At 65.7% G+C, this 26,228-nt stretch carries 33 protein-coding genes; 22 read left to right on the forward strand and 11 right to left on the reverse strand.

Annotation, left to right across the window (positions count from 1 at the left end):
- Positions 1–301 precede the first annotated feature (301 nt).
- The 5 genes from FHS79_RS07035 to FHS79_RS07055 all read left to right on the forward strand — a co-directional run bounded on the left by FHS79_RS07035 (position 302) and on the right by FHS79_RS07055 (position 4,946).
- Positions 302–931: a helix-turn-helix domain-containing protein gene (locus FHS79_RS07035; RefSeq protein WP_184197494.1), complete on the forward strand. Its 630-nt coding sequence runs from the start codon at positions 302–304 to the stop codon at positions 929–931.
- A gap of 65 nt (positions 932–996) precedes the next feature.
- A complete protein-coding gene (chlG, locus tag FHS79_RS07040) occupies positions 997–1,899 on the forward strand; it encodes a chlorophyll synthase ChlG (RefSeq protein ID WP_184197497.1) in 903 nt (300 codons plus the stop codon).
- Positions 1,899–3,221, forward strand: coding sequence for a BCD family MFS transporter (locus FHS79_RS07045; RefSeq protein WP_184197500.1), 1,323 nt, complete (start codon positions 1,899–1,901; stop codon positions 3,219–3,221). Before chlG ends, FHS79_RS07045 begins: the two co-directional genes overlap by 1 nt.
- A complete protein-coding gene (locus FHS79_RS07050) occupies positions 3,218–4,447 on the forward strand; it encodes a geranylgeranyl diphosphate reductase (protein ID WP_184197503.1) in 1,230 nt (409 codons plus the stop codon). Before FHS79_RS07045 ends, FHS79_RS07050 begins: the two co-directional genes overlap by 4 nt.
- A 4-nt stretch (positions 4,448–4,451) precedes the next feature.
- Positions 4,452–4,946 (forward strand): TspO/MBR family protein, encoded by a 495-nt coding sequence (locus FHS79_RS07055; protein ID WP_243453395.1) that lies wholly within the window; start codon positions 4,452–4,454, stop codon positions 4,944–4,946.
- Positions 4,947–5,001: 55 nt separating this feature from the next.
- Here the strand turns inward: FHS79_RS07055 and FHS79_RS07060 are convergent, their stop codons facing one another.
- A complete protein-coding gene (locus FHS79_RS07060; protein ID WP_184197506.1) occupies positions 5,002–5,505 on the reverse strand; it encodes a c-type cytochrome in 504 nt (167 codons plus the stop codon).
- Positions 5,506–5,747: 242 nt separating this feature from the next.
- Here FHS79_RS07060 and FHS79_RS07065 point away from each other — a divergent pair, with 242 nt between their 5' ends.
- Positions 5,748–8,264 (forward strand): TonB-dependent receptor, encoded by a 2,517-nt coding sequence (locus tag FHS79_RS07065; protein ID WP_184197509.1) that lies wholly within the window; start codon positions 5,748–5,750, stop codon positions 8,262–8,264.
- Between the two features lie 121 nt (positions 8,265–8,385).
- Here the strand turns inward: FHS79_RS07065 and FHS79_RS07070 are convergent, their stop codons facing one another.
- The 4 genes from FHS79_RS07070 to ccmA all read right to left on the reverse strand — a co-directional run bounded on the left by FHS79_RS07070 (position 8,386) and on the right by ccmA (position 10,939).
- Entirely contained in the window at positions 8,386–8,967 is a 582-nt protein-coding gene (locus tag FHS79_RS07070; protein ID WP_184197512.1) for a DUF1989 domain-containing protein, read from the reverse strand.
- Positions 8,957–9,661: a guanitoxin biosynthesis heme-dependent pre-guanitoxin N-hydroxylase GntA gene (gene gntA, locus FHS79_RS07075; RefSeq protein WP_184197515.1), complete on the reverse strand. Its 705-nt coding sequence runs from the start codon at positions 9,659–9,661 to the stop codon at positions 8,957–8,959. The genes FHS79_RS07070 and gntA overlap by 11 nt, the downstream gene beginning before the upstream one ends.
- A gap of 82 nt (positions 9,662–9,743) precedes the next feature.
- Positions 9,744–10,370 (reverse strand): heme exporter protein CcmB, encoded by a 627-nt coding sequence (ccmB, locus tag FHS79_RS07080; RefSeq protein WP_184197518.1) that lies wholly within the window; start codon positions 10,368–10,370, stop codon positions 9,744–9,746.
- Complete coding sequence (gene ccmA, locus FHS79_RS07085; RefSeq protein ID WP_184197521.1) at positions 10,370–10,939, reverse strand: heme ABC exporter ATP-binding protein CcmA; 570 nt, start codon at positions 10,937–10,939, stop codon at positions 10,370–10,372. The genes ccmB and ccmA overlap by 1 nt, the downstream gene beginning before the upstream one ends.
- A gap of 91 nt (positions 10,940–11,030) precedes the next feature.
- On the opposite strand from ccmA, the gene ispZ reads away from it, so the two are divergent.
- Positions 11,031–11,600: a septation protein IspZ gene (gene ispZ, locus FHS79_RS07090; RefSeq protein WP_184197524.1), complete on the forward strand. Its 570-nt coding sequence runs from the start codon at positions 11,031–11,033 to the stop codon at positions 11,598–11,600.
- Here the strand turns inward: ispZ and FHS79_RS07095 are convergent.
- Both FHS79_RS07095 and pspF read right to left on the reverse strand, forming a co-directional pair.
- Positions 11,539–12,294, reverse strand: coding sequence for a hypothetical protein (locus FHS79_RS07095; RefSeq protein WP_184197527.1), 756 nt, complete (start codon positions 12,292–12,294; stop codon positions 11,539–11,541). The two genes, ispZ and FHS79_RS07095, sit on opposite strands and share 62 nt — an antisense overlap.
- Entirely contained in the window at positions 12,291–13,343 is a 1,053-nt protein-coding gene (gene pspF / locus FHS79_RS07100; protein WP_184197530.1) for a phage shock protein operon transcriptional activator, read from the reverse strand. Before pspF ends, FHS79_RS07095 begins: the two co-directional genes overlap by 4 nt.
- Positions 13,344–13,520: 177 nt before the next feature.
- On the opposite strand from pspF, the gene FHS79_RS07105 reads away from it, so the two are divergent.
- The 13 genes from FHS79_RS07105 to FHS79_RS07165 all read left to right on the forward strand — a co-directional run bounded on the left by FHS79_RS07105 (position 13,521) and on the right by FHS79_RS07165 (position 18,371).
- On the forward strand, positions 13,521–13,679 hold the full coding sequence (locus FHS79_RS07105; protein WP_184197533.1) for a hypothetical protein: 159 nt from the start codon (positions 13,521–13,523) through the stop codon (positions 13,677–13,679).
- Between the two features lie 145 nt (positions 13,680–13,824).
- Positions 13,825–14,496, forward strand: coding sequence for a phage shock protein PspA (pspA, locus tag FHS79_RS07110; protein ID WP_184197900.1), 672 nt, complete (start codon positions 13,825–13,827; stop codon positions 14,494–14,496).
- A 5-nt stretch (positions 14,497–14,501) separates the two neighbouring features.
- The gene (gene pspB / locus FHS79_RS07115; protein WP_184197536.1) at positions 14,502–14,804 is read left to right on the forward strand and encodes an envelope stress response membrane protein PspB; all 303 of its coding nucleotides are present in this window, start codon (positions 14,502–14,504) and stop codon (positions 14,802–14,804) included.
- Positions 14,805–14,833: 29 nt separating this feature from the next.
- Entirely contained in the window at positions 14,834–15,028 is a 195-nt protein-coding gene (locus FHS79_RS07120) for a PspC domain-containing protein (RefSeq protein ID WP_243452737.1), read from the forward strand.
- Positions 15,029–15,050: 22 nt separating this feature from the next.
- Positions 15,051–15,431 carry an envelope stress response membrane protein PspC gene (gene pspC, locus FHS79_RS07125; protein ID WP_184197542.1) on the forward strand — a complete coding sequence of 127 codons (381 nt, stop codon included), beginning with the start codon at positions 15,051–15,053 and terminating at the stop codon, positions 15,429–15,431.
- Between the two features lie 27 nt (positions 15,432–15,458).
- Complete coding sequence (locus FHS79_RS07130) at positions 15,459–15,749, forward strand: coiled-coil domain-containing protein (RefSeq protein WP_184197544.1); 291 nt, start codon at positions 15,459–15,461, stop codon at positions 15,747–15,749.
- Positions 15,750–15,770: 21 nt separating this feature from the next.
- Positions 15,771–16,055, forward strand: a complete 285-nt coding sequence (locus tag FHS79_RS07135) for a BAR domain-containing protein (RefSeq protein ID WP_184197547.1) — start codon at positions 15,771–15,773, stop codon at positions 16,053–16,055.
- Between the two features lie 10 nt (positions 16,056–16,065).
- A complete protein-coding gene (locus FHS79_RS07140) occupies positions 16,066–16,392 on the forward strand; it encodes a hypothetical protein (RefSeq protein WP_184197550.1) in 327 nt (108 codons plus the stop codon).
- A 33-nt stretch (positions 16,393–16,425) separates the two neighbouring features.
- A complete protein-coding gene (locus FHS79_RS07145) occupies positions 16,426–16,710 on the forward strand; it encodes a hypothetical protein (protein WP_184197553.1) in 285 nt (94 codons plus the stop codon).
- A complete protein-coding gene (locus FHS79_RS07150) occupies positions 16,697–16,945 on the forward strand; it encodes a hypothetical protein (RefSeq protein WP_184197556.1) in 249 nt (82 codons plus the stop codon). Before FHS79_RS07145 ends, FHS79_RS07150 begins: the two co-directional genes overlap by 14 nt.
- Positions 16,946–17,002: 57 nt before the next feature.
- Positions 17,003–17,416, forward strand: coding sequence for a SufE family protein (locus FHS79_RS07155; protein ID WP_207792256.1), 414 nt, complete (start codon positions 17,003–17,005; stop codon positions 17,414–17,416).
- A complete protein-coding gene (locus FHS79_RS07160) occupies positions 17,413–17,910 on the forward strand; it encodes a PaaI family thioesterase (protein ID WP_184197559.1) in 498 nt (165 codons plus the stop codon). Before FHS79_RS07155 ends, FHS79_RS07160 begins: the two co-directional genes overlap by 4 nt.
- Positions 17,907–18,371, forward strand: a complete 465-nt coding sequence (locus FHS79_RS07165) for a PaaI family thioesterase (RefSeq protein ID WP_184197561.1) — start codon at positions 17,907–17,909, stop codon at positions 18,369–18,371. The genes FHS79_RS07160 and FHS79_RS07165 overlap by 4 nt, the downstream gene beginning before the upstream one ends.
- Here FHS79_RS07165 and FHS79_RS07170 read toward each other — a convergent pair.
- The 3 genes from FHS79_RS07170 to FHS79_RS07180 all read right to left on the reverse strand — a co-directional run bounded on the left by FHS79_RS07170 (position 18,316) and on the right by FHS79_RS07180 (position 23,817).
- The gene (locus FHS79_RS07170; RefSeq protein ID WP_184197563.1) at positions 18,316–19,428 is read right to left on the reverse strand and encodes a glycerophosphodiester phosphodiesterase; all 1,113 of its coding nucleotides are present in this window, start codon (positions 19,426–19,428) and stop codon (positions 18,316–18,318) included. The genes FHS79_RS07165 and FHS79_RS07170 overlap by 56 nt on opposite strands.
- Before the next feature lie 204 nt (positions 19,429–19,632).
- A complete protein-coding gene (locus FHS79_RS07175; protein WP_184197566.1) occupies positions 19,633–20,844 on the reverse strand; it encodes a NosD domain-containing protein in 1,212 nt (403 codons plus the stop codon).
- A 123-nt stretch (positions 20,845–20,967) separates the two neighbouring features.
- Complete coding sequence (locus FHS79_RS07180; RefSeq protein ID WP_184197569.1) at positions 20,968–23,817, reverse strand: TonB-dependent receptor; 2,850 nt, start codon at positions 23,815–23,817, stop codon at positions 20,968–20,970.
- 180 nt (positions 23,818–23,997) lie between these two features.
- Here FHS79_RS07180 and FHS79_RS07185 point away from each other — a divergent pair, with 180 nt between their 5' ends.
- Positions 23,998–24,522: a DsrE family protein gene (locus tag FHS79_RS07185; protein ID WP_184197572.1), complete on the forward strand. Its 525-nt coding sequence runs from the start codon at positions 23,998–24,000 to the stop codon at positions 24,520–24,522.
- Positions 24,515–24,916, forward strand: a complete 402-nt coding sequence (locus tag FHS79_RS07190) for a nuclear transport factor 2 family protein (protein WP_184197905.1) — start codon at positions 24,515–24,517, stop codon at positions 24,914–24,916. Before FHS79_RS07185 ends, FHS79_RS07190 begins: the two co-directional genes overlap by 8 nt.
- Before the next feature lies 1 nt (position 24,917).
- Here FHS79_RS07190 and FHS79_RS07195 read toward each other — a convergent pair whose 3' ends face one another.
- A complete protein-coding gene (locus tag FHS79_RS07195) occupies positions 24,918–26,228 on the reverse strand; it encodes an alpha/beta hydrolase family protein (RefSeq protein ID WP_184197574.1) in 1,311 nt (436 codons plus the stop codon).

A 26,228-nucleotide genomic window follows, 5' to 3' on the forward strand; every position in this document is an offset into this window, starting at 1 on the left:
TTTCTCCTTGCTGCGACAAAAACTACCACCCGACGAGAAAGTGTCAACCTGCCTTTACGTCAAAATGATTTGACAGCGACCGACTACAGGGCTCAAGCTGCATATAGGACAATAAGCCGCACTTGTTTTATCTTATTGCCGGTCAGGTTGGGAATAGGCCTTGTATCAGCAAGGAAAATCATTCCCGGCCGATGGAGTCGGCACGACCGGGTGAGCGGCAGGACTGGGCGGAACCGATGCTGCAAATCGTCACAGAATCGCTGGAGTTGCCCGCATTTCCTTTCCTCCAGAGCCTGAGCTGATGGCCGGACCAATGGACCAGTTCAACCATCAGAAACCCGAGCCCCTCACAGGGTCCGAAGCGCAGGCGCTGGCACTCGAAGCGATGCCCGAAGCGCTGGTGCTCACCAATCCTGCCATGCATATCCTGGCGGCCAACCGGCTTTTCCTCGATCTTGTCGGCCTGCCCGATTCGAGCGGCATCATCGGCAAGCCGCTCGGCAGCTTCCTGCCCCCGGTCGGCCTCGGCCCCGCCGACATCGACGATCGCGGCACGCTGAAGTCCTTCGTCACGACGCTGCACACCGATGAAGGCGATATCGATGTCGATGTTTCTGCCGTCGCCACCGTGCGCGAAGAAGGCGCATGGTTCGGCTTCTGTGTCCGCCGGCTCGAAGGCTCGTCCGATCCCGCCCGGCTGCCGCTGGTCCGCTCGGTGGAGCATCTCACAGAGCTCGTCGGCCGCGTGCCGCTCAAGGAGATCGTCCGCGAATCGACCGATCTGATCGAGCGCCATTGCATCAAGGCAGCGCTCAGGTTCACCGCCGACAACCGCGCCTCCGCTGCCGAAATCCTCGGTCTTTCGCGCCAGAGCCTTTATTCCAAGCTGCATCGCCACGGCCTCGGCAATCTGGTCACCGACAACGATTGAAGCGCTGGACAATCTGCCGCAGATTTCGTTGACGCCCCGCACTGTCAAGTTTAGCTTACACCGTGATGGACGCCACCGCCTTCCCCACTCCCGTCCGCGCGGTGCCGCGCCCCAAAGACGTTCTCGAACTGCTGAAGCCGGTCACCTGGTTTCCGCCGATGTGGGCCTTCATGTGCGGTGTCGTCTCCTCGGGCGTGCCGCTCACCGACCGGATCGGCTTTCTCGTCGCCGGCATGATGCTCGCCGGGCCGCTCGTGTGCGGCAACAGCCAGGCCGTGAACGACTGGTTCGATCGCCATGTCGACGCCATCAACGAGCCGCAGCGCCCCATCCCCTCGGGCCGCATCCCCGGGCGCTGGGGGCTCGGCATCGCCATCGCCGGCAGCATCATCTCGCTCGGCGTCGGCTTCGCGATCAACACCGTCGTCGGCTATGCCACCATCCTCGGGGTGTTCCTCGCCTGGATCTATTCCGCCCCCCCCATTCGCGCCAAGGCGAATGGCTGGTGGGGGCCACTGGTCTGCGCCTCGGCCTATGAAGGCCTCACCTGGTTCACAGGGGCCGCGGTGATGGTCGGCGGCATGCCCGATTCGCGCATCATCGCCGTGCTCTGCCTCTATGCCCTTGGCGCGCACGGCATCATGGTCCTCAACGATTTCAAGGCCGTGGAAGGAGACCGCGTCTCGGGCGTTCGGTCGCTGCCGGTGATGCTGGGGGAACGCCCCGCCGCGCTGCTGGCATGCTGGACGATGGCGGTGCCGCAGCTCGTCGTGGCCTGGCTGCTCAACAGCTGGGGGCTGGTCTTCCCGGCAGCCCTTGTCGCCTTCTCGGTCGCGAGCCAATATATCTTCATGCAGAAGCTCGTCGCCAACCCGGCCAAGGAAGCACCCTTCTACAACGCCACCGGCGTCAGCCTTTATGTGCTCGGCATGCTCACCGCCGCCATCGGCATGCGGGGGCTTGCCTGATGCAGCCAGCACAGTCGCAAGCTCCGCTCAGCTGGTTCGGCATCGCCCGGCTGGGGCTCGTCCAAAGCTCGATCGGTGCCGTGGTCATGCTCGCGAGCTCGCTGCTCAACCGCATCATGGTGGTCGAATATGCCACCGCTGCCGCCCTTCCCGCCGGCCTCGTCGCCTTTCACTATGCCGTCCAGCTCAGCCGCCCCAAATGGGGCCATGGGTCGGACCAGGGCTGGCGTCGCACCCCCTGGATCATCGGCGGCATGGCAGTGCTCGGCCTTGGCGGCGTCCTCGCCACCCAGGCCACCACCATGCTGGACGGCGCCCTTGCGCCGGCACTCGCACTTGCCATCCTCGCCTATGCGCTGATCGGCATCGGCGTGGGGGCCGCCGGCACCTCGCTGCTGGCACTTCTCGCCAGCCGCACCGCCGAGGCACGCCGTCCGGCGGCAGCCTCGCTCACCTGGATCATGATGATCCTCGGAATCGTCATTGCCGCCACCACGGTCGGCAACCTCATCGATCCCTACACGCCGGAGCGCCTCCGCATCATCGCCATCGGCCTGGCGCTGGTGGCGTTCGCCATCACCACGCTCGCCGTGGCCGGCGTCGAAGGTGCTGCCATGGCCCCCGAGGCGCGCCCGGCACCGGTCAGCTTCGGCGAGGCGCTGCGCGGCATCTGGGGCGATGCGCTCACCCGGCTGTTCTCGATCTTCGTCTTCGTCTCGATGCTCGCCTATTCGATGCAGGATCTCATCCTCGAGCCCTTTGCCGGCCTTGTCTTCGGCATGAGCCCCGGCGAATCGACTCGCCTCTCGGGAATCCAGCACGGCGGCGTGCTCGTCGGCATGATCCTCGTCGGCGTCGGCGGCCATGCCTTTGGCGGCCGCATGGGGCTTCGCCTCAAGAAATGGATTGTCGGCGGCTGCCTCGCCTCGGCCGTGGCGCTCGCCGGTCTCGCCATGGCGGCGCGCGTGGGGCCCGAATGGCCGCTCGTTCCCACCGTCGTGCTGCTCGGCTTTGCCAATGGCGTCTTCGCCGTCGCCGCGATCGGCTCGATGCTGGAACTCGCCGGCCGCGGCGGGCCCGGCCATGAGGGCATTCGCATGGGGCTCTGGGGTGCTGCGCAAGCGATGGCGTTCGGCCTCGGCGGCTTTGCCGGTGCCGGCCTCGTCGATCTCGGCCGGAGCGTCCTTGGCGCCGATGCCCCTGCGTTCGAACTGGTATTCGCCGGCGAGGCGCTGCTCTTTCTTCTTGCCGCCGCCATCGCGGTGCAACTCAACGACCGACAGACGAGCGACACCCTGAAACCAACGGGAGTATTGGCATGACCGAGCAATATGACGCGATCGTGGTGGGCGGCGGCCCATCGGGAGCCACCGCCGCCAATGACCTGGCGCTCGCCGGCCACAAGGTGATGCTGCTCGACAAGGCCGGGCGCATCAAGCCCTGCGGCGGCGCCGTGCCGCCGCGGATGCTCAAGGATTTCGACGTGCCGATCGAGCTCCTGTGCACCACCGCCAATTCGGCGCGGATGATCAGCCCGAACAACCGCAAGGTGGATATGCCGGTGGGGGAAGGCGGCTTTGTCGGCATGGTCGATCGCGACGTGTTCGATGAATGGCTGCGCGTCCGTGCCTCGCAGAACGGTGCCACCCGCATCGACGGCACCTTCGAGGCGCTCGAACGCGACTCCGATGGCACCGCCATCATCGCCTATCGCCCCAAGGGCTCGCCGCGCGGTTCCGAGCCCGTCCGCGTTCGCGCCAAGGTCGTCGTCGGCTGCGATGGCGGCAACAGCGGCGTGGCGCGCGCCACGCTCCCCGAAAGCGACAAGCCCAATTTCGTCGCCGCCTATCACGAAGTCATCGAAAGCCCGCCCGAGGGCTTCAACGGCTTCGAAGGCAATCGCTGCGACGTCTTCTACCAGGGCAAGCACTCGCCCGATTTCTACGCCTGGGTCTTCCCGCACGGGGACAAGACGAGCGTGGGCGTCGGCTCCGCAGTCAAGGGTTTCGAGCTGCGCAAGGCCGTCGCCAATCTCCGCGAGGAGCTGGGGATGACCGAGTTCAAGACCGTTCGCGTCGAAGGCGCGCCGATCCCGTTGAAGCCACGCAAGCGCTGGGACAATGGCAAGGATGTCGTGGTGGCAGGCGATGCCGCCGGCACGGTGGCCCCGGCCTCGGGCGAAGGCATCTATTATGCCATGTATGGTGGCCGCGCTGCTGCCGAGGCTGCCGGCGAGTTCCTCAGGACCGGCGATCCCAAGGCGCTCAAGATCGCCCGCGCGCGCTTCATGAAGGCGCATGGCCAGGTGTTCTGGGTGCTCGGGATGATGCAGTGGTTCTGGTACCGCTCGGACAACATGCGCGAGCGCTTCGTCAAGCTGTGCATGGACAAGGACATCCAGCAGCTGACCTGGGAAGCCTATATGAACAAGGAACTCGCCAAGAAAAAGCCGATGGCGCATGTGAAGATCTTCATCAAGGATACCGGCCAGCTCATCCTCGCCGCCGGCAACGCTGTGCGAAACCTCGGCAAGCAAAAGGCTGCATGAGCGAGTGGCAAGTGTAAACCCGGGCCGCTGGGTGCTGCCCGGCCTGATCGCCGCGATCGCTGCCACCCTCACGGCAGCCGTCGGGGCGACCATCACCCTGCTCGGCCCCTGGTATCGCAGCCTGGAACAGCCGAGCTGGGCGCCCCCCGACATCGCCTTCGGCCCGGCCTGGACCCTCATCTTCGCGCTCTGCGCCATCTCGGGCACCACCGCCTGGCGCGCCGCCCCCGACCGGGTGAGTGCGGACACCGTGATCGGCCTGTTCGCCATCAACGGCTTCCTCAACCTGCTCTGGAGCTTCCTGTTCTTCCGCGTCCAGCGGCCGGACTGGTCGGCAGTCGAAGTCTGGTTCCTCTGGACCTCGATCCTCGTCCTCATCCTCTATTGCTGGCGCTTCTCGCGCCTCGCGGCGCTGCTGTTCCTGCCCTATCTCGCCTGGGTGACCTTCGCCGGCGCCCTCAACATCAAGGTGGTGGAATTGAACGGCCCATTCGGCTGAGCCCATGAAAAAAGCCCCGGCAAGACCGGGGCTTCCTTCATCCAGGCAGGATCGCTCAGGCCTGCGTCTTGAGATAGGCGATCACATCCGCCCGGTCCTGCGGCTTCTTCAGCCCGGCAAACGCCATATAGGTGCCCGGAATCGTCTTCTGCGGCGCTTCGAGATAGGTGAAGAGCTGCTCCTCGCTCCACACCAGTCCGCTGTTCTTGTTCGCCGGGCTGTACTTGAAGCCCTCGATGCTGCCGGCCGTCCGCCCGATCACCCCGTGCAGCGACGGTCCGACGCGGTTCACGCCCGGATCGGTCACATGGCAAGCCCGGCACTGGCCGAACACCTTTTCGCCATTGGCAGCGTCACCCGTCAGCGATGCAAAGGCCACGGTCTCGACAGCCGGCGCTTCGGCAGCAGGCGCCGCCACATCGACAGCGGGTGCCTCAGCAGCCGGTGTCGTGGTCTCGGCAGTCTCGGTCGCCGGCTTGTCGCCGCCGCCGCAGGCCGAAAGTGCGGTTGCAGCCGCAGCAAGGGCAAGGACGCGAAGCGAGGTACGGTGACTGATCATCAAAAAACTCCTGTCGTTTAAACGAGATCGATCTCATCTGGTATCGCTTCAACGCTCGAAACGCAACGCGGTTGCTTCCAACGATTGGCTGGAGGGTGCGACATTGTTGCCACACCTTCGCCACGAGACACGCCATCCCGCATAATTTGTCTGGACAACTTGTCTCAAAAATCCACAATTCCTTCATATCGTCGCTCCGGGGTGGGGCTTGCAGGGGGAAACAGGCAATGGTTTCGCGGCACATGATTCTGCTTGGCACGGCAGCCCTGCTGCCCTTCTCCAGCCTCCAGGCACAGGAAGTCGCGCAAGAAACGGCGCAGGCAGGGGGCGGCCTCGACGAGATCATCGTCACCGCCCGCAAGGTGGAAGAAAATCTCGCCACCGCCCCCATCGCCGTCAGCGTCGTGTCGGACAGGTCGATCGCCAATCTCGGCCTCACGTCCATCGACGATTTCGCTCGCCAGGCCTCGGGCATCAGCTTCAGCCAGGCCTTCGGCCGCTCGTCAGATCGCCCCGTCATCCGCGGCCAGTCCAACGTGCTCGCCAACGTCCAGTTCGGCGTCGAGACCGGAGCCGCCTATTTCGTCGACGGCATCTATTATCAGGGCGATCTGCAAGCGTTCGATCCCGAGCAGCTCGCCCGCGTCGAGATCGTCAAGGGCCCGCAATCCGCGCTCTACGGGCGCAACACCTATGCCGGCGCCATCAACTTCGTCACCAAGGACCCGACGAGCACCTGGACTGCCAACATCCGCGCCTCGGCAGCCGAATATGGCGAGTATGTCGCCTCGGGGTCGATCTCCGGACCCATCCTCGGCGATGCCCTCACCTTCCGCGCCGGCGGTCGCTACTCGGAATATGGCGGCCAGTTCACCAACCAGCTCACCGGCAAGAAAGTCGGGCAGGAGCAGACCAAGATCGGCTATCTCACCATCGTCGCCCGCCCGTCGGACGATATCAAGATCCGCCTGCGCGGCGAATATTCGGAGCAGGAGGATGGCCCGCTCGCCCTCTTCCTCACCGGCTCGGCGCTCAACAACTGCTCGCCCGGCTTCCGCTCCAACGCCTTCCGCCAGGTCGGCGCGCCCTTCTTCAACAATGTCCCCGCCCCGTTCGGCAACACGATCGGCGCCACCAACAACAACCAGTATCTCTGCGGTGCCATCACCCCCCAGCCGGACAACATCCGCCTCAACACCGATCCGGTACAGACTCCGTTCGGCGTGCGCGATGGCACCGCCTTCGATGGCATCCAGAACAAGCAGTTCAACGCGTCCGCCATCGTCGACTGGGATCTCGGCGGCTCGGGCTTCGTGCTCTCGTCGCTCACCGGCTACCGGAAGCTGCTCAACCGCTTCGGCACCGACTCCGATCATTCGGATGCCTTCTTCTTCTTCGCCGGCGGCCCGCCCCCGGCCGCCACGGTCGAGCCCACCTTCGCCAACACCAACAAGAAGAACTTCGAGGATTTCAGCCAGGAGCTCCGCCTCGCCACCCCGGTGAACAAGCCCGTTCGCGCCATGGTCGGCCTCTATTACTACAAGCAGGACTTCGAGACCGTCGATCTCACCTTCGCCAACCCTTTCGATGGTGAGCCGCTCGGCAGCAACCTGAGCCAGGTCGCCACCATCGAGAACAAGGCGGTGTTCGGCCTGCTGGCATGGGATCCGCTGCCCGGCCTCACCATCCAGGGCGAGCTGCGCTACCAGGAGGAAACCAAGACGCTGCTCGACCGCGCCTCGGCCACGTCCTTCTTCTGCGCCGGCGAGCAGGCCAATGCAGCCCAGTTCGGCTTCGCGGGCACCTGCCTGCCCAAGGGCAAATGGACCGGCACCGATCCGCGCATCACCATCAACTACACCACGCCCGGCGGCACATTGCTCTATGCCGTCTATGCCCGCGGCCGGAAGCCCGGCGGCTTCAACGGCACCGGCGGCATCACCGCCAACGAGCCTTTCTATCAGGAGGAGCTGGCCGAAGGCGGCGAAATCGGCATCAAATGGTCCTCGCAGGATCGCAAGGTGAGCGTCAACGCCACCGCCTACTACAACAAGCTCTCGGGCGTGCAGCTCACCAACTCGATCATCGGCACCACCGGTGGTGCGCTCACCTCGATCGTCACCAACACCGGGGACGCCAGAAACCAGGGTTTCGAGCTCGAGCTCGCCGCCGCCCCGCATCCGGATATCCGCGCCAACATCAACATCTCCTATGTCGATGCCAAATTCACCAGCGGTTGCGATGCCGATCTGTTCATCCTCAATTCCGGCGGCCTGCGCGTCAATTTCGACACCCGCAACCCGCCCGCCGCTGCCCTGCCGCTCTGCGACATCACCGGCAAGCAGCTGCCGCTCGGCTCGAGCTATCAGGTCAACGGCTCGTTCAGCTGGGAGCCGGCGATCACCGAAACCCTCCGCCTCACCACCAACCTCAACTTCAGCCTCGAAGACAAGAAGTACATCCAGACCGACAATTTCGCTTTCGTGCCCGGCGCCTTCCTTCTCAACGCCCGTATCGGCTTCCGCACCGCGAGCGGCATCCAGGTCGTCGCCTTCGGTCGCAACCTGACCAACGAGGACGCCGTGCCGCTCGCCACCCGCTGGTTCGATTACCGCTACGGCTTCGCCGGCCGCAACATTCCCGCCGGCCAGACCTTCAACGGCGCCCCGGCCGCCGTGGAAACCGGCGCCCCGCGCGCCTTCTTCGCCCCGCTGCGGCGTGGGCGGACGTTCGGGGTCGAGACGATCATGCGCTTCTAGCCTCCGGCGGCCGGGGCCTGAGGCCCCGGACCCCGTTAATGGGCTTTCGCACGACTGGACGCGGCTATGCTGGCGACGACCGACTCATGGGGTCTGGGGCCAAGGCCCCAGCCGCCGGAGGCTAGTCTACCCGGTAGTGAATCGGCTTGAAGCTGCCATTGTTCGATTGCAGCGCCGAGCACGCCGTCAGGCCGATGATCAGGTCGGTCTCCGCCTCGAGCACGATGCGGTCGCCGGCCTTGCTCAGCGGCGGCAGCACCTTCAGCTCGCCGGTGGTGCCATCGACCGGCACGTTCATGAACACGTTGAACGCCACCGGAATCCGGTCGGGCTCGATCCCATAGGGCTCGAGCGCCGCCGCCAGATTGCCGAAGCAGCCTCGATGCGGCGTCTCATCGCCATAGATGATGCGAAACGTGTCGGCCGAGCATGGCGTCAGCAGGAAATCATGCCGCCCCACCGTGTCCTCGACGATCCGCATCAGCACATTGGAGCGATTGGAATAGAGCGGATCGGGCACGGTCAGGAAAATCCGGCTGAGATAATCGAGCGACCGCCCCGACGAGATCACCTCCCTCGTGTCGGCGCGCGAAAAGGCGAGCAGATCGGCCACCTGTTCGCCCATCGGGTCGATCACCGTGAGCCGCTGACCCTTTTCCATCGTGAAGGCCACCCCGCTGCGAGGCGCAATCTCATGCAGCATCGCGCTGCCCGCGCTCGGCACCCGCACCGCGCCCGGCATAGGGGCACTCCCAGTTCGCTTCGACCAGCCGGCCGCTGTACTGCGCCGCCTCGGACGCTTCGCCGTGCCGCGCCAGCATCGGATTGATCGAGCCGGCCAGCGCCACATCACGATCGAGAATCGCGCTGCGCAGCTTCTCGTACCGGTTCTGCGCGCGCAGTTGCTCGAACTGGTCGTGCAGGTTGAACACCAGCGCCGGCCGCGAGAACCGCCGCGCCGGCCGCGCCGCACCGGGATGCAGCCCGACGACGAAGAACGCCTCGCCGCCGAAACTCAGCGAAAAATGCGGATCGTCGGGGTCATCGCTCACCCGCTCGTCGCGTTCGGATTCGAGCCACAGCGCATCCTTGTCGGACAGCGACTGCACCCGGTCCCACAACGCCCGCTCGAATGCCGGCTCGTCGAGCACCTCGGGCCCCTCGAAGATTACCACCAGCGTCTGGAACAGCACCGGATCGGCCTTGTACCCTTGGGCCAGCGCCACCAGCTCGGGCAGGATGCGCAGGTCGTCCCAGGCCGATGTCAGGTCGCGCGCCACCAGGATGCGCATCTGATCCTTGGCAAGGGCGGATTTCGCGCCGACACACGGAAATTCCGGCGAGCGAACAAAGCTGCGGAACGCTTCGGCGAGCGCTTCGTCATTTTCGGGATTCATGAACGGGCTCCATTGTTCGGAAAGCCAAACACCCGAGCACCGGAAAATGTTCCCGCGCACCAACGTCGCAGTCGGGGCCATGCTATTCCGGCTTGAGCGCCGCCCCCGCCGCAAAGGGCGCCACCGCCAGCGACACCAGCGAGGCTGCGCCCAGCAGTTGCAGCGCGCCGGCCTGCTCGGCCCCCACCCCGAAGATCAGCACCGGCAGCGCCAGCGGCAGCACGATCAGCCCCGCCAGCGCGCCGCCGCCACGCAGCCCGGCGGTGAGCGCCGCTGCCACCACGGCAAGTGCGGCCAGCGCCGGCGTGCCGATCGCCAGCGCCAATGCCAGACGCCAGCCAGCGGCTGCATCGAGGCCGACGAGCACACCCGCCACCGGAATAGCCAGCAGCAGCGGCACGGCAAAGCCCAGCCAATGCGCCGCGATCCGCGCCGTCACCACCCATTCCATCGCGATGCCGCGCGCAGCGAGCTGGTCGAGCGTGCCATCCTCCATGTCGGGGGCCAGCAGCGTCTCCACCGGCAAAAGCGCGGCGAGCAGCGCCGACACCCAGAGGATGCCGGGCGCAATTCGCGCCAGCAGCCGCGCATCGGGACCGACAGCGAAGGGGAACAGTGCCGCCACCAGCACGAAGAACATCACCGGCATCCACACCGCCGGCGAGCGGGCGATGAGCGACACGTCACGGCGGAACAGCGTCCAGAGCATCAGCCGAGCCGCAGCAGTTGCGGACTTGCCAGGCCGATGTCGCCATGCACCGCCGCCACCACCATGCCACCGCCGGCGCGGTGCGCCGCCATCGCTTGCGCCAGCAGCGCCGAAGAGGCCGTGTCGAGCCCGGCGGTCGGCTCGTCGAGAAGCCAGAGCGCCGCACCGCTCGTCAGCACCCGCGCCAGCCCGGCGCGTCGCCGCTGGCCACTGGAGAGATGCCGGCACGGCACCTCGGCCAACCCGGCCACGTTCATCGCCGCCATCGCTGCCGGAAGCCGGTCCAGCCCGCCGTCGAGTCGCGCCCAATGCGACAGCTCGGCCCCCAGCGTCATCCGCGGCTTCAGCGCCACCTCATGCCCGAGGAAGCTGCGCTCCGGCCCGGTGATGCGACCCGCAAAGGGTGGCAGCAACCCGGCGAGCAGCCGCAACAGGCTCGATTTGCCGCTGCCGTTCGGCCCTTCGAGATGCAGCGCGCCGCCGGGCGCGACCATGAAGTCGACATCCTCGAACAACAGCCGGTCCCCCCGCAGGCACGCCAGCCCCTCCACATGCAATGGTTCGCTCACGGCTCCGGCCTAGCCAAAAATGCGGGGTGTTCCCAGCGTCGTTTTGCAGCCCTTCCTTTCCGGTTCATCCAAACCCCGCTAAAGGGGTGCGATGCAGAAAATGTCCGGTCCTTTGAAATTCGCCGTCGATCTCGGCCCGTTGCTGGTCTTCTTCATCGCCAACAAGATCGGCGGGCTGTTCGTGGCCACCGCGGCGGTGATGGTCGCCACCGCGATCGCCATGGCATTCTCCTGGTTCAGGGAGCGCCACATCAGCGTGATGACGATCGTCAGTGCGGTCATCATCACCGTGTTCGGCGCCCTCACCCTCTGGCTGAAGGACGAGACCTTCATCAAGATGAAGCCCACCCTCATCTACGGCCTGTTCGCAGTGGTGCTCCTCGGCGGGCTGGCGCGTGGCCGCTCTTACCTCCAGCTGGTGCTGGGCTCGGCAGTCCCCGATCTGCCCGAAGCCATGTGGCGCAAGCTCACCCTCAACTGGGGGCTGTTCTTCGTCGGCATGATGGGCGTCAACGAAGTCGCCCGCCGCGTCCTCGTCACCGATGATTGGGTCAGCCTCAAGGTCTGGGGGCTTCCGATCGCCACCATCCTGTTCGCCCTCAGCCAGGCGCGGCTGCTGACGCCGAAGGCTGAAAAAGCCCCGACGCCACCGGAGCATTGACCTTCCAGTCGGTCCAGAACACCTGGTTGGCGATCACGCCATTGTAATAGAGCGTGACCGTCCGTGCCTGCGTCCAGCCATCGGCCACCACGAAATCGTCATAGGTGCGCACATGCCAGCCCGATGGGGTGGCAAATCCCGCCAGCCGGATGAAGTGCGAGGTCTTGTCGATGCCGAACAGGGTCGCGGTGCCGGCCGGGTCGGTCACTCGCACCATATAGGCGGCATGGCCACCGACCTGGTCATCGGGCAACCGCTCCAGCCCGAACCCCGGCCCGAGCGCCGAGCGGATCACACCGAAGCCGAAATTGTTCGCCCAGAAGCGGTCGGCCTCGGCCTTGGGAATGATTCCCTTCTCGTTGAAGCTCACCGAACCGTCCGACCCGACAAGGAACATCGGCTTGCCGCCCGACCGCGCCTCGATCCGCACCTTGCCGGCCTCGCCATGCGCATTGGTGCGCACATCCTCGAACTCCCGCCACATGCGGTAATCGTCCGCCACCGCACGCGGGGTCGGCCCGGCCCCATAGAAGACCGCGCGGCCCTTGAGCTCGAGCGACCGCGCCTTCGCCCAACGCTCGCCGCCGGCCGCTTCGAAAGCACGGGCAACGATGGTGCGGGCATCGATTTCAGCAGGCTGTGCAAGTGCGGGTACGGGCAGCAACAGAAACACCAGTGCCAGCCGCATCGTCACTTCTCCGCCTTGGCCTCGATCTCGTTCGCCAGCAGATTGTGCCGCTTCATGCAGTGACGCAACTGGTCATAGCTCAGCGCCAGCGCCGTGGCGGTCTTGCGCTGGTTGTGGCGGCAGCGCTCGAGCGCGGCCAGCAGCACATCGCGTTCATAGCGCATCACCGCAGCGCGCAGATCGGCGATGCTCGCATGGTCCATGGCGGGCATTGCCGAGGCTTGGCCGGTCGGATCGATCTTCACCACTGCCTGGCCCGTCCCCGGCAGCGATGCCGGCCGCCACGGGCTTTCGAACGGATCGAGGATGATCCGCCCCACCGGCGTCTCGTCGTCCGCCCAGCGATAGAGCGAGCGCTCGATCACATTTTTCAGCTCGCGCACATTGCCCGGCCAGTCATGCCCCTCGATCAGCGCCTGCGCCGAGCGCGTGAAGCCGGGGAAGCGCCGCCAGCCCAGCTCCGCCGCCATCCGCCGCGCAAAATGTTCCGAAAGCGCTGCAATATCCTCCGCTCGCTCGCGCAGCGGCGGCAGCGTCACCACCTCGAAACTCAGCCGGTCGAGCAGATCGGCGCGGAACCGGCCCTTGTCGACCAGTCGCGGCAGATCCTCGTTGGTCGCCCCCACCAGCCGCACATCGACCCGCACCGGCTTCGACGAGCCGATCCGCGTCAGCTCGCCATACTCCACGACCCTGAGCAACCGCTCCTGCGCCGCCGCCGACAGCGTGGCGATCTCGTCGAGGAACAATGTGCCCCCATCGGCATCCTCGAAACGCCCCGAACGTGCCTTTTGTGCCCCCGTGAAGGCCCCCGATTCATAGCCGAACAGCTCGGCGTCGATCAGATTCTCCGGCAACGCCGCACAATTGAGCGAGATCAACGGCCCGCCCCAGCGCGGCGACAGCCGGTGGAGGCGCTCGGCAATCAGCTCCTTGCCCGTCCCGCGCTCGCCGATCACCAGCACCGGCCGGTTGAGCGCAGCCGCCGCCGAGGCACGCTCCACCGCATCGAGGAAACTCGAAGATGACCCGATGAGCTGTGCGGGCGCCTGCATGACCGGAGTTAGTGCGATTTCCCAACTATTCGCAAGCTGCAAACCGCCCGAGTGTATTAGTGCCAAAGGATTTCCGGCTTTTCCAGTGGCTTGGATTTACAGCAAAAACTGGCACGTCTCATGCAAAGCTCTTCGCATCGGGCCCACAACCCGCCTTGCAGATTACGGAGACCGACCATGACCAACCGCTTCAACCCTCGCGAAATCGCCCGCACCATCGGCGCCACCCTCGCCGCTTTCGTGCTCGGCACCACCTTCATCCTCGCCGCCGCCGGCCCCGCCGAGGCGCAAATTGTGGAAATCCAGCAGGCTTCGGCTATCATCGGTGGCAAATGACCTGGTGCCGCTTGTCGGGACCGGCCGGCTGGAACTGACGGGAACCATCCCCCGCCTTTCCCGCCGGACCGACCCCTTCGCCGGCCACAGGCCCCGGCAGAATCAGGACCGGCAAACCCCCGATCGAAACTGGAGCATCAACACCATGGGCATCTTCTCCCGCACCCGCGACATCATCGCCGCCAACGTCACCGACCTTCTCGACAAGGCCGAGGACCCGGCGAAGATGATCCGCATGATCATCATGGAGATGGAGGAGACGCTGGTCGAAGTCCGCGCCAGCGCCGCCCGCACCATCGCCGACCAGAAGGAGATGCGCCGCGCCATCATTCGTGCCGAAAAAGCGCAGGGTGACTGGGGCGAAAAGGCCGAGCTGGCACTGAGCAAGGGCCGCGAGGATCTCGCGCGCGCCGCCCTGGTCGAAAAGTCCAAGGCCCGCTCGTTCGTCGAGCAGACCGAAGCCGAAGTGTCGGCGCTGGAAGACAGCCTGGCGCTCAACGAAGCCGATATCGCCAAATTGGAAGCCAAGCTGCGCGAAGCCCGCGCCCGCCAGAACGGCCTGCTCAACCGCATCGAGAGCGCCACCCAGCGCTCCAAGCTGCGCGAGATGATCAAGGGCCCGCGTGTCGACGATGCCTTCGCCCGCTTCGAGGTGATGGAGCGCCGTGCCGATCTCGCAGAAGGCCGCGCCGATGCGCTGGCACTCGGTGGCCCGGCCCGCACCCTCGCCGACGAATTCGCCGAGCTCTCCGCCGACGATGAAGTCTCCGCCGAACTCGCCGCCCTCAAGGCGCGCCTCACTGCCCGGGAAGGTTGATCGCCATGGAAGATTTCTTCACCATCGCCGTCGTTCTCGGCATCCTGTTCATCGGGCTGCCCTGGCTCGTCCTCCACTATCTCACCCGGTGGAAATCCGGCCAGGGCATAAGCCAGCAGGATGAAGTGCTGCTCGACGATCTCCACGAGATGGCGCGCCGCCTCGACGATCGCCTCCACAGCATCGAGCGCATCATCGCCGCCGATGATCCGAACTGGAAAGATGGCCGCCTCGCCGACAGCGCGTCGAGCAACCGCTCGCGCCTGTCCCCCGCCGACGAGCCGGAAAACCTCCGCCGCCTGCGCTGAAAAGGCCCATGCATAGAAGGAACGCCACCATGACCGTGCCCGCCAAACGCTTCCACCTCGACAAGCCCGCCGCCAAGCTGATGGGCGTCTGCGCCGGCATCGCCAACTACACCGGCATCGATGCCACCATCGTCCGCATCGGCTTCGTCATCGGCACCATCTTCGGCTTTGGCTCGCTGCTGCTCATCTACCTGCTGATCGGCTTCCTGGCCCCCAAAGCCTGAACCAAGAAAAAAGGATCACCTCATGTCCGCCCGCCGCACCAAATTCTATCTCGACAAGCGCAACAAGCGCCTCGCCGGCGTCTGCTCGGGCATCGCCGACTATTTCGGCTGGGATCCGCTCTGGGTGCGCGTCGGACTGGTCGCCGCCACGATCATGGGGGTCGGGTTCCTGCCGCTCATCTACCTCGTCATCGCCTTCATGGCCGAGCCCAAGCCGCTGGCCCTTTATGACGAGAGCGCCGATGATCGACGCTTCTGGACCGGCGTCCGCGTCGCCCCCAAGCGCACCATCCGCGATGTCAACGCCGCCTTCCGCGATGCCGATCGCCGGCTGCGCGACATCGAGGCCTATGTCACCACCAACAACAGCAAGCTCGCTCGCGAAATCGAAGACCTGCGCTGAGCGGTTGCCAACAGGGGAGCACAAACCATGCAATTCGGCGGACCCACCTTCGTCCTTGTCATTATCGCGATGAGCTTCATCGGCTGGATCATCACCACCGCGATCCGCGCCCGCCACGGTTACCCGATCGAGAATGAATGGGGTGGCACCACCAGCAAGCTCGACAATGACCTCAAGCGCCAGAACGACCTTCTCGAAAGCGAAAACGAGATGCTGCGTTCCAAGCTCGCCCGGCTCGAAGAGCGCACTGCCGTCCTCGAGCGCATCACCATCGATCCTGCCAACCGGCTGGCCAATCAAATCGAGGAGCTGCGCTGAGCGCAGCAGGAGGAGAGCCAAATGTCTGACAATATCCGTTACCTCATCCCGCTGTTCGGCATGCTGATCCCCATTGTCGCCATCGCCGGGGGCATTTTCACCCAGGTGTTCAAGCGCTGGGCCAGTTTGAAAGAGAAGCAGCTCGAACTCACCGCGCGGCTGACGGCCGAAAACGCCGCCCAATATGCCGCCAAGATCGAACGGCTCGAGGCCCATGTCGCGGTGCTCAACCGCATCGTCACCGACCGCAACGAGGGGCTGACAGCGCAGATCGAAAGCCTGCGCGAAACCCCGAAGATCAATTGAGGACCAGACCATGGCCATCGACCCCGCAGTACTCGAAGCCCTTGCCCCGGTCGGCGTCAGCGCCGTCTTCCTCGGCACCATGGGCTGGGTGATGACGACCTGGATGCGTGTCAAGAATGGCTATCCGCTCGAATCGAGCTGGGGCAAGCCGATGCTCCCCGCCCGCAGCGCCGAGACCGAGGAACGCGTCAAGCTCGTCGCCCAGGAAAACGCCCAGCTCCGTGCCGAGCTTTCCGGGGTGAAGGACCGGCTGGCGGTGCTCGAACGCATCGCCGTCGATCGCGGGGCCCGGCTCGCCGCCGAGATCGACGCACTCGACACCAAGGCGCTCAACTGAGCCCATCCGATCGAGAGGGGAGGAATTTCGCCAATGTCCGTCTACACCATGGTCGTCTTCATCGTGCTCATCGTCACGATCGGCCGCATCTACCAGAGCCGCCAGAAGCTCGCCCTCAAGAACCCGCCGCCCGCCCCGGACACGGCGGAAGCCCGACGGCTGCAATCAGAGGTCGCTCGGCTGAACGAACGCATCCAGGTGCTCGAACGCCTCGCCACCGACCCGGCAAAACGCCTTTCCGACGAAATCGACGGATTGAAGTCACTCCCGCACAAGCCCGCAGCACCCGCACAGGAGACCGACAATGCTCAGCGTTGAAACCCTTCTCGTTCTCGGTGGCACAGCGCTCATCGGCATGCTCATCTTCGCCGGCCTTGCCGCCTGGGCCTGGGTGAGCTGGCTCAAGCTTCGGGCGCGCGAAATGGAGCTCCAGAAGATGCCGGCCAACACCAATACGGGCACCGAACCTGTCATCGGCCAGCGCATAGATCTTGCCGACCTCAAGGAGCGGGTCCGCAAGCTCGAAGCCATCGCCTCGGGCGTGGACTTCTGACCCCCCGCTTCATCCCGCCAACTTGACCCTCCGGCACCGAGCCGCCATGTGCCACCAATGCCGATTGCCACTTTTGATGATGTCGAGGCCGAATTCGAAGCCTTTGACGATTGGGACGACCGCTACCGCTTGCTGATCCAGCTCGGCCGCGACCTCGCGCCGATGCCCGAAGCCCTCAAGACCGACGCAACCAAGGTGCGCGGTTGCGCCAGCCAGGTCTGGCTCCACGCCACCCGCGACGACCAGGGCCCCGGGGAAACCCTCCACTTCACCGCCGATTCCGATGCCGCCATCGTCAAGGGACTGGTGGCGCTGGTGCTGATGCTCGTCAACGATCGCCCCGCTGCCGAAATCGACCCCGCCGGCATCCGCGCCCGGCTCGACAGCCTCGGCCTCGCCCGCCACCTCAGCTCCAACCGCACCCAGGGACTTGCCTCGATGGTTGCGCGAATCGGCGACCTGTCGGCATGATCGATCCATCCGAGACCGACACCCGCCAGCAACGCTTCATCCAGCGCTTCATGAACGGCGTGCCGCATCTGGCCGCCCTTGGCATCGCCTATCAGGCGCACGGCGCCGACTGGGCCGAGCTCGCCATGCCCTTCGCCGAGCAGCAGCTGGCCGATCCCGATTATGGCATCATCGCGTCAGGGGCGATCTTCACGTTGATGGACTCCGCCGCCGGCTTTTCCGTGTTCGTCCGCCGCAACACCCTCGAGCCGCACGCCACGCTCGACCTCAGGCTCGATTACCTCCGAGCACCGAAGCCGCGCGCCACCATCATCGGCCGCGGCGAATGCTACCGCCTCACCCGCCAGATCGCCTTCGTCCGCGGGCTCGCCCATGACGGCGACCCGGCAGACCCGATCGCCAACATGGCCGGCACGTTCATGTTTTCGGCCAAGCCGGCCGAGGGCATGTCTTCGGCCAAGCCGGCCGAGGGCATGTTAGCAGGCCCCAAATGACCAGCGCCGGTCTCGCTGCACTGTTGCGCACCCAGCCGCACGGCCGGCTCGACGCGCTGCCCTATGGCAAGCTGCTCGACCTCGCCTTCGAGCGGGTGGCGGACGAATTCCACCTGACGATGCCTTTCGCCATCGGGCTGGTCGGCGCCCCCGGCCGGCTGCACGGCGGCGCCATTGCCGGCCTGCTCGAAATCGCCGCGCTGGCACGGGTGATCACCGCCCTGCCCGACGCCGACGCGGCGCCACGCATCCGCCCGGTCACCATCACCGTCGATTTCATGCGCGAGGGCGCGCCGCAGCTCACGACCGCCACCGCCGAGATCACCCGCCTCGGCCGCCGCATCGTCAATGTGTCAGCGCGCGCCTGGCAGGCCGACCGCGCCAAGCCGATCGCCGCCGCCAACGTCAATTTCCTGGTCGATTATCCCCGGACGGGCTCCGGGGCTGGCCCGGCCCGATAGCCGCGGCGGCCGCCGCCGGGCTGTCCGAAAACACCCCGTCGATGCCCGCTTCCAGATACAGCCTGATCTCGGCCTCGGCATCGCCCCGCGCCACCGGGTTGGCCCCCTGGCGGAAGCGCGCGGCAAGGAAGAAATTCTCGGGCCGGAAGGTCCAGGGATGCACTTCGAGCCCGGCATAGTGCGCGTCCGCCACAAGCGAGGTCGGCGCGCCCAGCACGCCATCCTTGTCACGCGGGATGATCAGCCCGCGTTCGGGCCCGATGGCATCGGCATAGTTCGCCACCTTCGCCAGCCCCGCGGCGCTGCGCATGTCCGCATAGCTGTAGCCATCCGCCGACGCCCCCTCGGGCGCCATAAGCTGCACCAGCCGCACCTCGGTCTGGCCGCGCAGTGCCTTCAGATTGTCCACTTCGAAGGACTGGATGAACACCGGGTCGTTCGCGCTGGTCCAGCCGGCACTGGCGAGGGCCGCCAGCAGCACGGGCTCGAGCGGCAACCGAATTTTCTGGAAATGCGTCGGATGCTTGGTCTCGGGGTAGATGCCGATCACCCGCCCGGTGCGTGCACTCGCCGCCTTGGCGAGGGCAATGATCTCTTCGAGCGTCGGAATCGCGGCCTGACCGTCGAAAGCCGTGTTGGCGGGACGAAGCTGCGGAAGCCGCTCCCTGGCGCGCAGCGTCTTCAGCTCGGCCAGGGTAAAATCCTCGGTGAACCAGCCGGTCACGCTTTCGCCATCGATCATCTGCGTCCGCTTGCGGCCGGCGAATTCGGGCTTGTCGGCCACATCGGTGGTGCCCGAGATCTCGTTCTCGTGCCGCGCCACCAGCCGATGATCCTTCGTCGCCACCAGGTCGGGCTCGATGAAGTCGGCGCCCTCCTCGATCGCGCGTTCATAGGCGAGCAGCGTGTGCTCGGGCCGCTCGGCGCTGGCGCCGCGGTGCGCGATGATCACCGGCAGCCCCGGCGGCGGCCCGGCCCGCAAGCTGGGTGGCAGCGGCGCTGCATCCCCGGCATGGCTCATCAGCAAGGCTCCCGAAACGACAAGGACACGGATCATAGCTTCTCCCGGTCGCGACTCTAAAGTGTGTTTCGGAAAAATGTGTTCATCGTTTTTCCGATAAAAACACTCCACACCGAAGAGCTGGACCCCGTTTTGATTCTGGCGAAATGCGGGTCTAGCCGGGTAACATGACAGCGCCATGGCAAAGCCGGCCGCGGCCCTTCAGGGGCCACGGCCGGCTTGCATGCAGAGCCTTGTCGATCAGACGAAATGCACAAGCGCCGGAAGGTCGCCCATCAGCATGCCGGAACGGCTGAGCAGCATGTCTGTCGGCGCAGCCGGCGCACCCCATGCGCCTTCGATCCGTGCGCCGGCGCCCTGGATATCGGCCATGCTGCCGGCCCGCACCATCATGCTCTCGTTGGTCATGTCGCCATAGTTGCGGTCGAAAAGCTCGGCAGCCGTCGCCTGCCCGCCGAAGCGGCGATCGACGACATCGATGTTGTTCTCCCACACCACATCGCTCAGCAGGCCGTTGCGCTTGGTGTCGATGAACATCGGTGCGATATTGTTGGCCACGGTCGCGCGGCTGACATCGTCAACGATGATCGCCGAGGCATGGGTGACCCTCTGGCTTTCAAGGACAGTGTTGCTTTCGATCTTCACCCCATCGGCATTGCTCACGGCAATGGCGTTGCGATAGGTGCCCTCGTAGAAATTGTTCTCGATCGTGATGTTCTCGTGGCGCACGCCCTTGGCGACATTCTCGCTCTTGATGAAGATGCCGCCGATCGACACTTCGCCGCGCTCGATCATCACATTGTCGCGAAACACCATGTTGCTGCTGCCCACGGCGGGACCGACAGCGTGGATCTGGAAGAAGTCGGGATGATCACCCGGCATCGGCTGGAAATCGGCGAGATAGTTGCGCTCGAAGAGCCCGTTGGTCACGCCGCTCATGTTCACGCCTTCGCGCGCCTCGATGATCGAGTTGCCGGCAATCACCACATCGCTCGACCGGCCGACGGTGATCCCGGTCGACACCTGCTGGAAAGCCGAATTGAGCACCACCACCCGGCTGCTCTCGATGATGTTGAGCCCCTGGGCATCGTTGGACACATCGCCATCGAGCGAGCCCTGCACGGTAAAGTCCGAAATCGCGATGTCGGACGACTTGTTGATCTGCATCGCCGAAGCGCGGCCCTGACCGGGCGCAATCGGATTGGAGAGCGTGAAACCCTCCATCGTGATGTTGCTCGAACGGATCAGTCGCATCTGGCTGAAGGTGGCACCCGCATCGGCATCGAGCGGCCTGATCGTGAGCGTGCCGGTGGGATTCACGCTGCTGATGTTCAGGGTTCCATAGGACCCGGGTGCCACGAGAATGGTGTCGACACCGCCGGCACGTACCGCCCGCAGCGCCAGCGTGAACTCTGCCGAGCTGCTGACAGTAAGAATCCGATTTGACGACATTGTGTCTTCTCCCTGATTGCCATGCGGCTTGCCGGGCGATTGTGCCCAGCTGGCCGACATCCCAATCAACGACACAAGCACCCGACCCACCTAGGCAGCATGATGGTGAAGTGCGGGTAAGGTTTACGCTGGCGGTGCGCCGGCGGTACCGCCACCTGGCGGCCGCGCGAAGAAAACCTTGCGAAATTGCACGCCAATCGTGCGCCCGAGCGGATCAAGCTGGTCCGGCTGGTAACCAATCGGCACCTCTCCGAGCCGGTTGCGAACCTGCAACCGGGCATTGGCCAGATTGTCTACATTGAGGCTCAGCCGGCTGCCACGCAGGAACGGCACCGCCTCCACCAGTGTCCGCTGCTGCCCCAGATCGGCAAACAGCCGCAGCCCCATGGTGGCCAGGCCGCCGAAACGCAGATCGCCATCGGCCTGCACCGGGCTCGAAGGGTCGGTACGAACCGTGGTGCCGGCCCGCCAGTCGAGGCTCAACCGGCCACCGAACCCGGCCTTGTTGGCACCCACGCGAAACTCGACCTCATGCCGCGGTTGGCCGCCTCGCGCGCCGGTGGCGCTGCCGCCAAGCAGATCGAGATCGGGCACCCCTTCCCGGATGCTGATGCGGTTGATCGTGTGGAGCGTGTGGAACAGCGACACGAACACCCGCCCGCCGCCCCCGCCAGGACCCCCGAAGCCCCGTCCACCGCCACCCCCGGGACGCCCCCCGGCACCCCCCCCAGTACCCCCCCCGGCACCCCCTGGACGCCCCTCGGCAGCCGCGCCTGCCGGTCGACGGGCTGCAAATTGCGCCCGGCGCGCCTCGGCGGCCGCCTGCTCGGCTTTCGAGGGCTTGAGCGCCTGAAACAACGAGAGCCCGGTGCGGATCTCCTGCCGGTCCGCGCCGGCAAAATTGATCGGACGATTGTCGATCTGGATCAGCCGCCCATTGTCATCCCGCACAAATCGTTCGGGAAATGCCGCTTCGATCTCCGGAGTCGCCGTCGGAAACCCCGACACCTGCCCCCGCAGCCGGCTGTCGATGAAGTTGACGCTCAAGCTGAGTTCGGACGCCGCAAAGGGTTTCCAATTGCCCCCGACCTTGATCACCCGCCGGCTGTCGCTGCTCAACCCCGCATTGCCCCCATCGAGCCGGGTGATATCCACCGTCTCGCCATTCACCAGATCGAACACCCGCACATTCGGAGTGACGATAAGCGGATTGCCAAGCTGCTGGATGCTTGGTGCCGCCTCTTCCTCGCTCACCGACACCAGCAGTCGCAGCCTCGAAGTGGGCGCCCAGTTGAGGCCATAGCCATAGGTCACAAGCGATCCCAGATCGGAAAGCTGATCAAGGCTGGCATTGAAGTTGAGCGAAAAATCTCCAATGCCTGCAAGCACATCGTTGCGCGTGCTCGTGAGCGGCACATCGACGCTCGTCTGGAACCGGCCCTGGTTGCGGCTGAGATCGACCTCCTGAACAAGCCCGCCGCGATCGGATATCGACCCTTGCCGGCGTGTCTCGAAGCCGGCCTTGAAAGTGGTCGAAACCGCACCGGCCGGCAGCAGCAGCGGGCTGCCGGTCGCAACAAGCTCGGCTTCACCAAGGTCGGTGGTGGCGCGCGCCCGGTCCTGCCGCAGCGTGCCGGCGATGGCTCCGGCACTGAATGGGTTGAACGCCGGATCACCTGCATCAAGCCGCGCCTGCAGCGCGGCTGTGTCCAGCCCCCGATCGGTCAGCGTGTCGGTTTCTGCGCGGTCATAATTGACGTTGAGGCTCCAGCGCCAGGCGCCGACATCCCCGTTGAGCGCCACGCCCACGCGGCCGGTCAGGTTTTCGGTCTGGCGCAGCAACGGACCCGTGCCTTCACCATAGCGGAACAGCGACACGGGATTGGCAAAGGGATTGAACGGGTTGGCTGCAGGAAGGGCCAGGCTCACGCCCGGCAGCCCCAGCCGCGCTTCGCTGTTGTTGCTTTCGAAGCGACCCGAGATGGTTGCCGACACGCTGCCGATGTTGCGATTGTAGGTGGCGCCAAGGCTCAGCCGCTCGGTTTGCGGCAGCAGCGTGCGGAAGGGCGTCAGGTCGGTGGTGTCGGCCGCATTGGCAATGGCGCCACCAAAGTCCGCCAGCACCTGCGCGCGCGTTGCGGCCACCCCTGGTACCCCCACCAGCCCAGTCGGCGTTCCGAGCAGCGCGGACAGCGCGGGATCGATCTCGCCAAAGGCCGCTGCGGTGGCGCCACCCTGCCCGGCCAGGCCGCCCGCATAGGAAAATGGCTGCCCCTGCGGCGGCGTCGTGATCAGCCGCTCAGCTTCGAGCAGCGGGTTCTCGCGCTCATATTCGGCCTCGAAGCTCAAGCGCGTGCCATTGGAAAGACGCAGCAGATTGCCCTCGGCTTCGAGAGTCGACCGCCCGCCATCGGTGGCAAAGCCCGGTTCCAGCTCGACCGTGACCGCATTGAAGCGCTCGCGAAGAACGAAGTTGATGACGCGCTGGTCGGCGCGAAAGCCGTACTTCAGCGCGACTTCCTCGGGCAGGATATCAACCCGCTCAAGCGCTTCGGGGGGCAGGTTGCGAATCTCGGCAAAGCCCGACACGCGCCTGCCATTGACGAGCACCACCGGCGGCTCGCCGCCGCGCCCCCGCCCCGAGCGTAGCTGCGGCCCCAGTTCCTGCAACAGATCGGCAAGACTACCAGCGCCGAACGCGCTTATGTCGGCCGCATCGAGCTGCACTTCTGCCTGGATGTCTCCTAGCACGCCGCCCCGCTGGAAAGTGCCAGTCACAACGATTTCACCTTCCTCGGGATCGATCGCGACATCGTCTTCTGCCACCGGGGGTTCGCTGCCCGTGGCGGGCGCCGGCTGCAAGATGTCGGAGGGAGCGGACACCGGTGCAGCGGCGAGGGGAACTGTCCACACGAGAGCGAGCGCCAGGGCATGGCGGCTGGTCGCCAGCGCCGGGCGGAACGGGATCGTCATGCGGGCAACACTCGTGTGAGATTGGTGGAATTTCCGGCGACTTATCTGCACAATACGGCCAGCATGCGGCGTTCCCCCGTGAAGAAATGCTGCGACACGCTGTCACTCGGGCAGCGCATTCCCGCTGGCAGGCGCGGAAGCCGCTTGCTACGCTTCGCCTGCCACGAAAAAGGATGCCGAATGCGAATTCTCATTGCCGCGATTGCTCTGGGGTTCGCCGGTGCCAGCCTGGCCCAGACCCCCGCCGTTCCCAGCAACCCGACGCCCAAGGACATTCCCGGCGCGATGGAGCGGCCCGACCCGTCGCTGCGCTACCGGATTCTCTTCGATGTGTCCGAGCCCAACGCCGACAAAACCAAGCCACACCAGACGCTGCGCCGGGCTGCCGCCATGCTCAACGCCATGGCCGCCAATGGCGTGCGCCCGGCCGCCGGGGACATTGCGATTGTCGTGCACGGCGCCCCCGATGTGAACCTCCTCACCGATGCCGCACACCAGAAGCGCTTCGGGACTCCGAACCCCAGCCGGCAGCTGCTCGAGGACCTGGCCAAGGCGGGTGTCTCGGTGCGAATCTGCGGTCAATCCTATCTCGGCCATGGTTATGCGCGCGACGAACTGCACCCGGCCGTGCAACTGGACCTGATGGCGATGACCACAATCGCCAATCTGATGGCCCGCGGCTACGGTGTCGTCCGTGATGATTGATGCGCAGCCACTGGCGCGCTGGCACGCCTACATCGAGGCGCCGGACCATGCGGTGCTGTGGGAGATGCTCGATCCGCACGCCGTGTTCGAAAGCCCTGTGGTGCACACCCCGCAGCGCGGTCGCCCGGTCGTCCATGCCTATCTCGCCAGTGCCGACAAGGTGCTCGGCGGTCCCGACTTCCGCTACACGGGCGAATGGCTGGCACCGGACAGCGCCGTGCTTGAATTCGAGACCGAGGTCGAGGGCATCCGCATCAACGGCATCGACATGATCCGCTGGAATTCGGACGGGCGCATCGTACATTTCAAGGTCATGGTTCGGCCCCTGAAGGCCATCAACCTGCTGCACCGGCTTATGGCCGAGCAACTCGCCGCGATGAAGCCCGCCGGTTGAGCTAGTCCAGCTTTTCCATTCGCAGCCCCACCGCCCAACGCCGCTGGAATCCTGGCCAGTAGCTCGGGGGACCGTCGGTCCGGGCGCCGGCATCGCTGCGGGCGGTGGCAGGCCAGCTGCCATCGACCGCGCGCGGCATCGGAACGTCGAGCCACCGCCGCGCAGCCGCATCGCTCTTCAGATGCCAGTCGAGAAATGCCGTGATCATGTGCGTGTTGATCGCCAGCATCCGGTCCTTGCGCCACACCGGCTCATCCTGTCGCTCGCGATATTCGAAACGGTGAGCGAGCTCGGGCGGCGTGGCGTTGCTCGCCACATTGTGCCGGGCGTTCTCATAGGTGAGCATGTAGCGGGGGCCGCCGCTCTGCTCGAACAGCCAGCGGATGCCGCCCTTGTAGTCGGCAACGTCATCCTCGTCGCCGGCAATGAACAGGGTCGGCAGCGTGATCCGGCCTAGTCCGGCTGCCGAAAAGGCACGCAGCGGCTGCCCGCCGCCCCAGGGGGCAAAGGCGATGACGGCCTTCAGATTGGCCGGCGGCGGCGGCGTGGCGGCAAGCAGCGCCGCAGTACCGGGCGCTGCCTGGCCGAAGAGCGGGCTGGCGGCATCATAACCGGCACCGGCAGTGGCAAGCGCGCCGAAGCCGCCCATCGAATAGCCCGCCAATGCCACGCGGCCAGCATCGACATGCGACCAGAAGCCGTCCTTGCCGGCGGCGCGGCGGGCGATCTCCGCCATCACCAGCCGTTGGTCGGCGGCGCGGTGGAAGACAGTTTTCAGGAACGCCAGCTCGCGCGACACGGCGTTGTCGGCAAGGTCTCCATGGTCGATCACCGCAACGACATAGCCCTTGCTCGCCAGTCGCTCGCCGAGGTCCGAAAACATCAGTGCCCGGTTGAGGAACCCGTGCGAGATGACCAGCAGCGGGAAGCGCCCCGCCGCCGGCCCGGCATCGCGCGCGGCCTGCCCGGCGAGCACGACTTCGGCGGGCACACTGCCGGTCGGAACGGTTTCCACTGGCGTTGCGGGGTAACGGTAGGTGGTTCGCTGCGACGCTGCGGCACTGGCCGCAGCGGGATACCACAGGGTTACCGGCAGCTCACGAGGTGCAGTGGCAAAGCCGCCCTTGCCATCGGGTCTGGTCGGATCCGGACGATCACCAAAGCTCAGCGTTTCGCTGCGAACCCCCACCGGCAGTGCGCCGCGTTCGCCGAGCGCCGGGACATCGCCCGTTGGGACCTGAGCATGGCCTGCAGGGGCAAGGCCAAGCAAAAGCGCAAGACCAGCCGTGCGAAATATCCCGAGCCGCCCCAT

Source organism: Polymorphobacter multimanifer, from assembly GCF_014205635.1.
In the GTDB taxonomy this organism is placed as follows: domain Bacteria; phylum Pseudomonadota; class Alphaproteobacteria; order Sphingomonadales; family Sphingomonadaceae; genus Sandarakinorhabdus; species Sandarakinorhabdus multimanifer.

Bases quoted from the DNA above. Each gene is read 5' to 3' on its own strand.
- FHS79_RS07050 (WP_184197503.1), top strand. From the start codon at position 3,218: ATGACCGAGCAATATGACGCGATCGTGGTGGGCGGCGGCCCATCGGGA.
- FHS79_RS07120 (WP_243452737.1), top strand. From the start codon at position 14,834: ATGACCGTGCCCGCCAAACGCTTCCACCTCGACAAGCCCGCCGCCAAG.
- FHS79_RS07180 (WP_184197569.1), bottom strand. From the start codon at position 23,817: ATGACGATCCCGTTCCGCCCGGCGCTGGCGACCAGCCGCCATGCCCTG.
- FHS79_RS07185 (WP_184197572.1), top strand. From the start codon at position 23,998: ATGCGAATTCTCATTGCCGCGATTGCTCTGGGGTTCGCCGGTGCCAGC.
- FHS79_RS07045 (WP_184197500.1), top strand. From the start codon at position 1,899: ATGCAGCCAGCACAGTCGCAAGCTCCGCTCAGCTGGTTCGGCATCGCC.
- FHS79_RS07130 (WP_184197544.1), top strand. From the start codon at position 15,459: ATGCAATTCGGCGGACCCACCTTCGTCCTTGTCATTATCGCGATGAGC.
- FHS79_RS07170 (WP_184197563.1), bottom strand. From the start codon at position 19,428: ATGATCCGTGTCCTTGTCGTTTCGGGAGCCTTGCTGATGAGCCATGCC.
- FHS79_RS07155 (WP_207792256.1), top strand. From the start codon at position 17,003: ATGCCGATTGCCACTTTTGATGATGTCGAGGCCGAATTCGAAGCCTTT.
- FHS79_RS07160 (WP_184197559.1), top strand. From the start codon at position 17,413: ATGATCGATCCATCCGAGACCGACACCCGCCAGCAACGCTTCATCCAG.
- FHS79_RS07065 (WP_184197509.1), top strand. From the start codon at position 5,748: ATGATTCTGCTTGGCACGGCAGCCCTGCTGCCCTTCTCCAGCCTCCAG.
- FHS79_RS07145 (WP_184197553.1), top strand. From the start codon at position 16,426: ATGTCCGTCTACACCATGGTCGTCTTCATCGTGCTCATCGTCACGATC.
- FHS79_RS07165 (WP_184197561.1), top strand. From the start codon at position 17,907: ATGACCAGCGCCGGTCTCGCTGCACTGTTGCGCACCCAGCCGCACGGC.
- FHS79_RS07140 (WP_184197550.1), top strand. From the start codon at position 16,066: ATGGCCATCGACCCCGCAGTACTCGAAGCCCTTGCCCCGGTCGGCGTC.
- FHS79_RS07070 (WP_184197512.1), bottom strand. From the start codon at position 8,967: ATGCTGCATGAGATTGCGCCTCGCAGCGGGGTGGCCTTCACGATGGAA.
- chlG (WP_184197497.1), top strand. From the start codon at position 997: ATGGACGCCACCGCCTTCCCCACTCCCGTCCGCGCGGTGCCGCGCCCC.
- FHS79_RS07195 (WP_184197574.1), bottom strand. From the start codon at position 26,228: ATGGGGCGGCTCGGGATATTTCGCACGGCTGGTCTTGCGCTTTTGCTT.
- FHS79_RS07150 (WP_184197556.1), top strand. From the start codon at position 16,697: ATGCTCAGCGTTGAAACCCTTCTCGTTCTCGGTGGCACAGCGCTCATC.
- FHS79_RS07190 (WP_184197905.1), top strand. From the start codon at position 24,515: ATGATTGATGCGCAGCCACTGGCGCGCTGGCACGCCTACATCGAGGCG.
- FHS79_RS07035 (WP_184197494.1), top strand. From the start codon at position 302: ATGGCCGGACCAATGGACCAGTTCAACCATCAGAAACCCGAGCCCCTC.
- gntA (WP_184197515.1), bottom strand. From the start codon at position 9,661: ATGAATCCCGAAAATGACGAAGCGCTCGCCGAAGCGTTCCGCAGCTTT.
- FHS79_RS07060 (WP_184197506.1), bottom strand. From the start codon at position 5,505: ATGATCAGTCACCGTACCTCGCTTCGCGTCCTTGCCCTTGCTGCGGCT.
- pspC (WP_184197542.1), top strand. From the start codon at position 15,051: ATGTCCGCCCGCCGCACCAAATTCTATCTCGACAAGCGCAACAAGCGC.
- FHS79_RS07175 (WP_184197566.1), bottom strand. From the start codon at position 20,844: ATGTCGTCAAATCGGATTCTTACTGTCAGCAGCTCGGCAGAGTTCACG.
- pspB (WP_184197536.1), top strand. From the start codon at position 14,502: ATGGAAGATTTCTTCACCATCGCCGTCGTTCTCGGCATCCTGTTCATC.
- pspA (WP_184197900.1), top strand. From the start codon at position 13,825: ATGGGCATCTTCTCCCGCACCCGCGACATCATCGCCGCCAACGTCACC.
- pspF (WP_184197530.1), bottom strand. From the start codon at position 13,343: ATGCAGGCGCCCGCACAGCTCATCGGGTCATCTTCGAGTTTCCTCGAT.
- FHS79_RS07105 (WP_184197533.1), top strand. From the start codon at position 13,521: ATGACCAACCGCTTCAACCCTCGCGAAATCGCCCGCACCATCGGCGCC.
- ispZ (WP_184197524.1), top strand. From the start codon at position 11,031: ATGCAGAAAATGTCCGGTCCTTTGAAATTCGCCGTCGATCTCGGCCCG.
- FHS79_RS07135 (WP_184197547.1), top strand. From the start codon at position 15,771: ATGTCTGACAATATCCGTTACCTCATCCCGCTGTTCGGCATGCTGATC.
- ccmB (WP_184197518.1), bottom strand. From the start codon at position 10,370: ATGCTCTGGACGCTGTTCCGCCGTGACGTGTCGCTCATCGCCCGCTCG.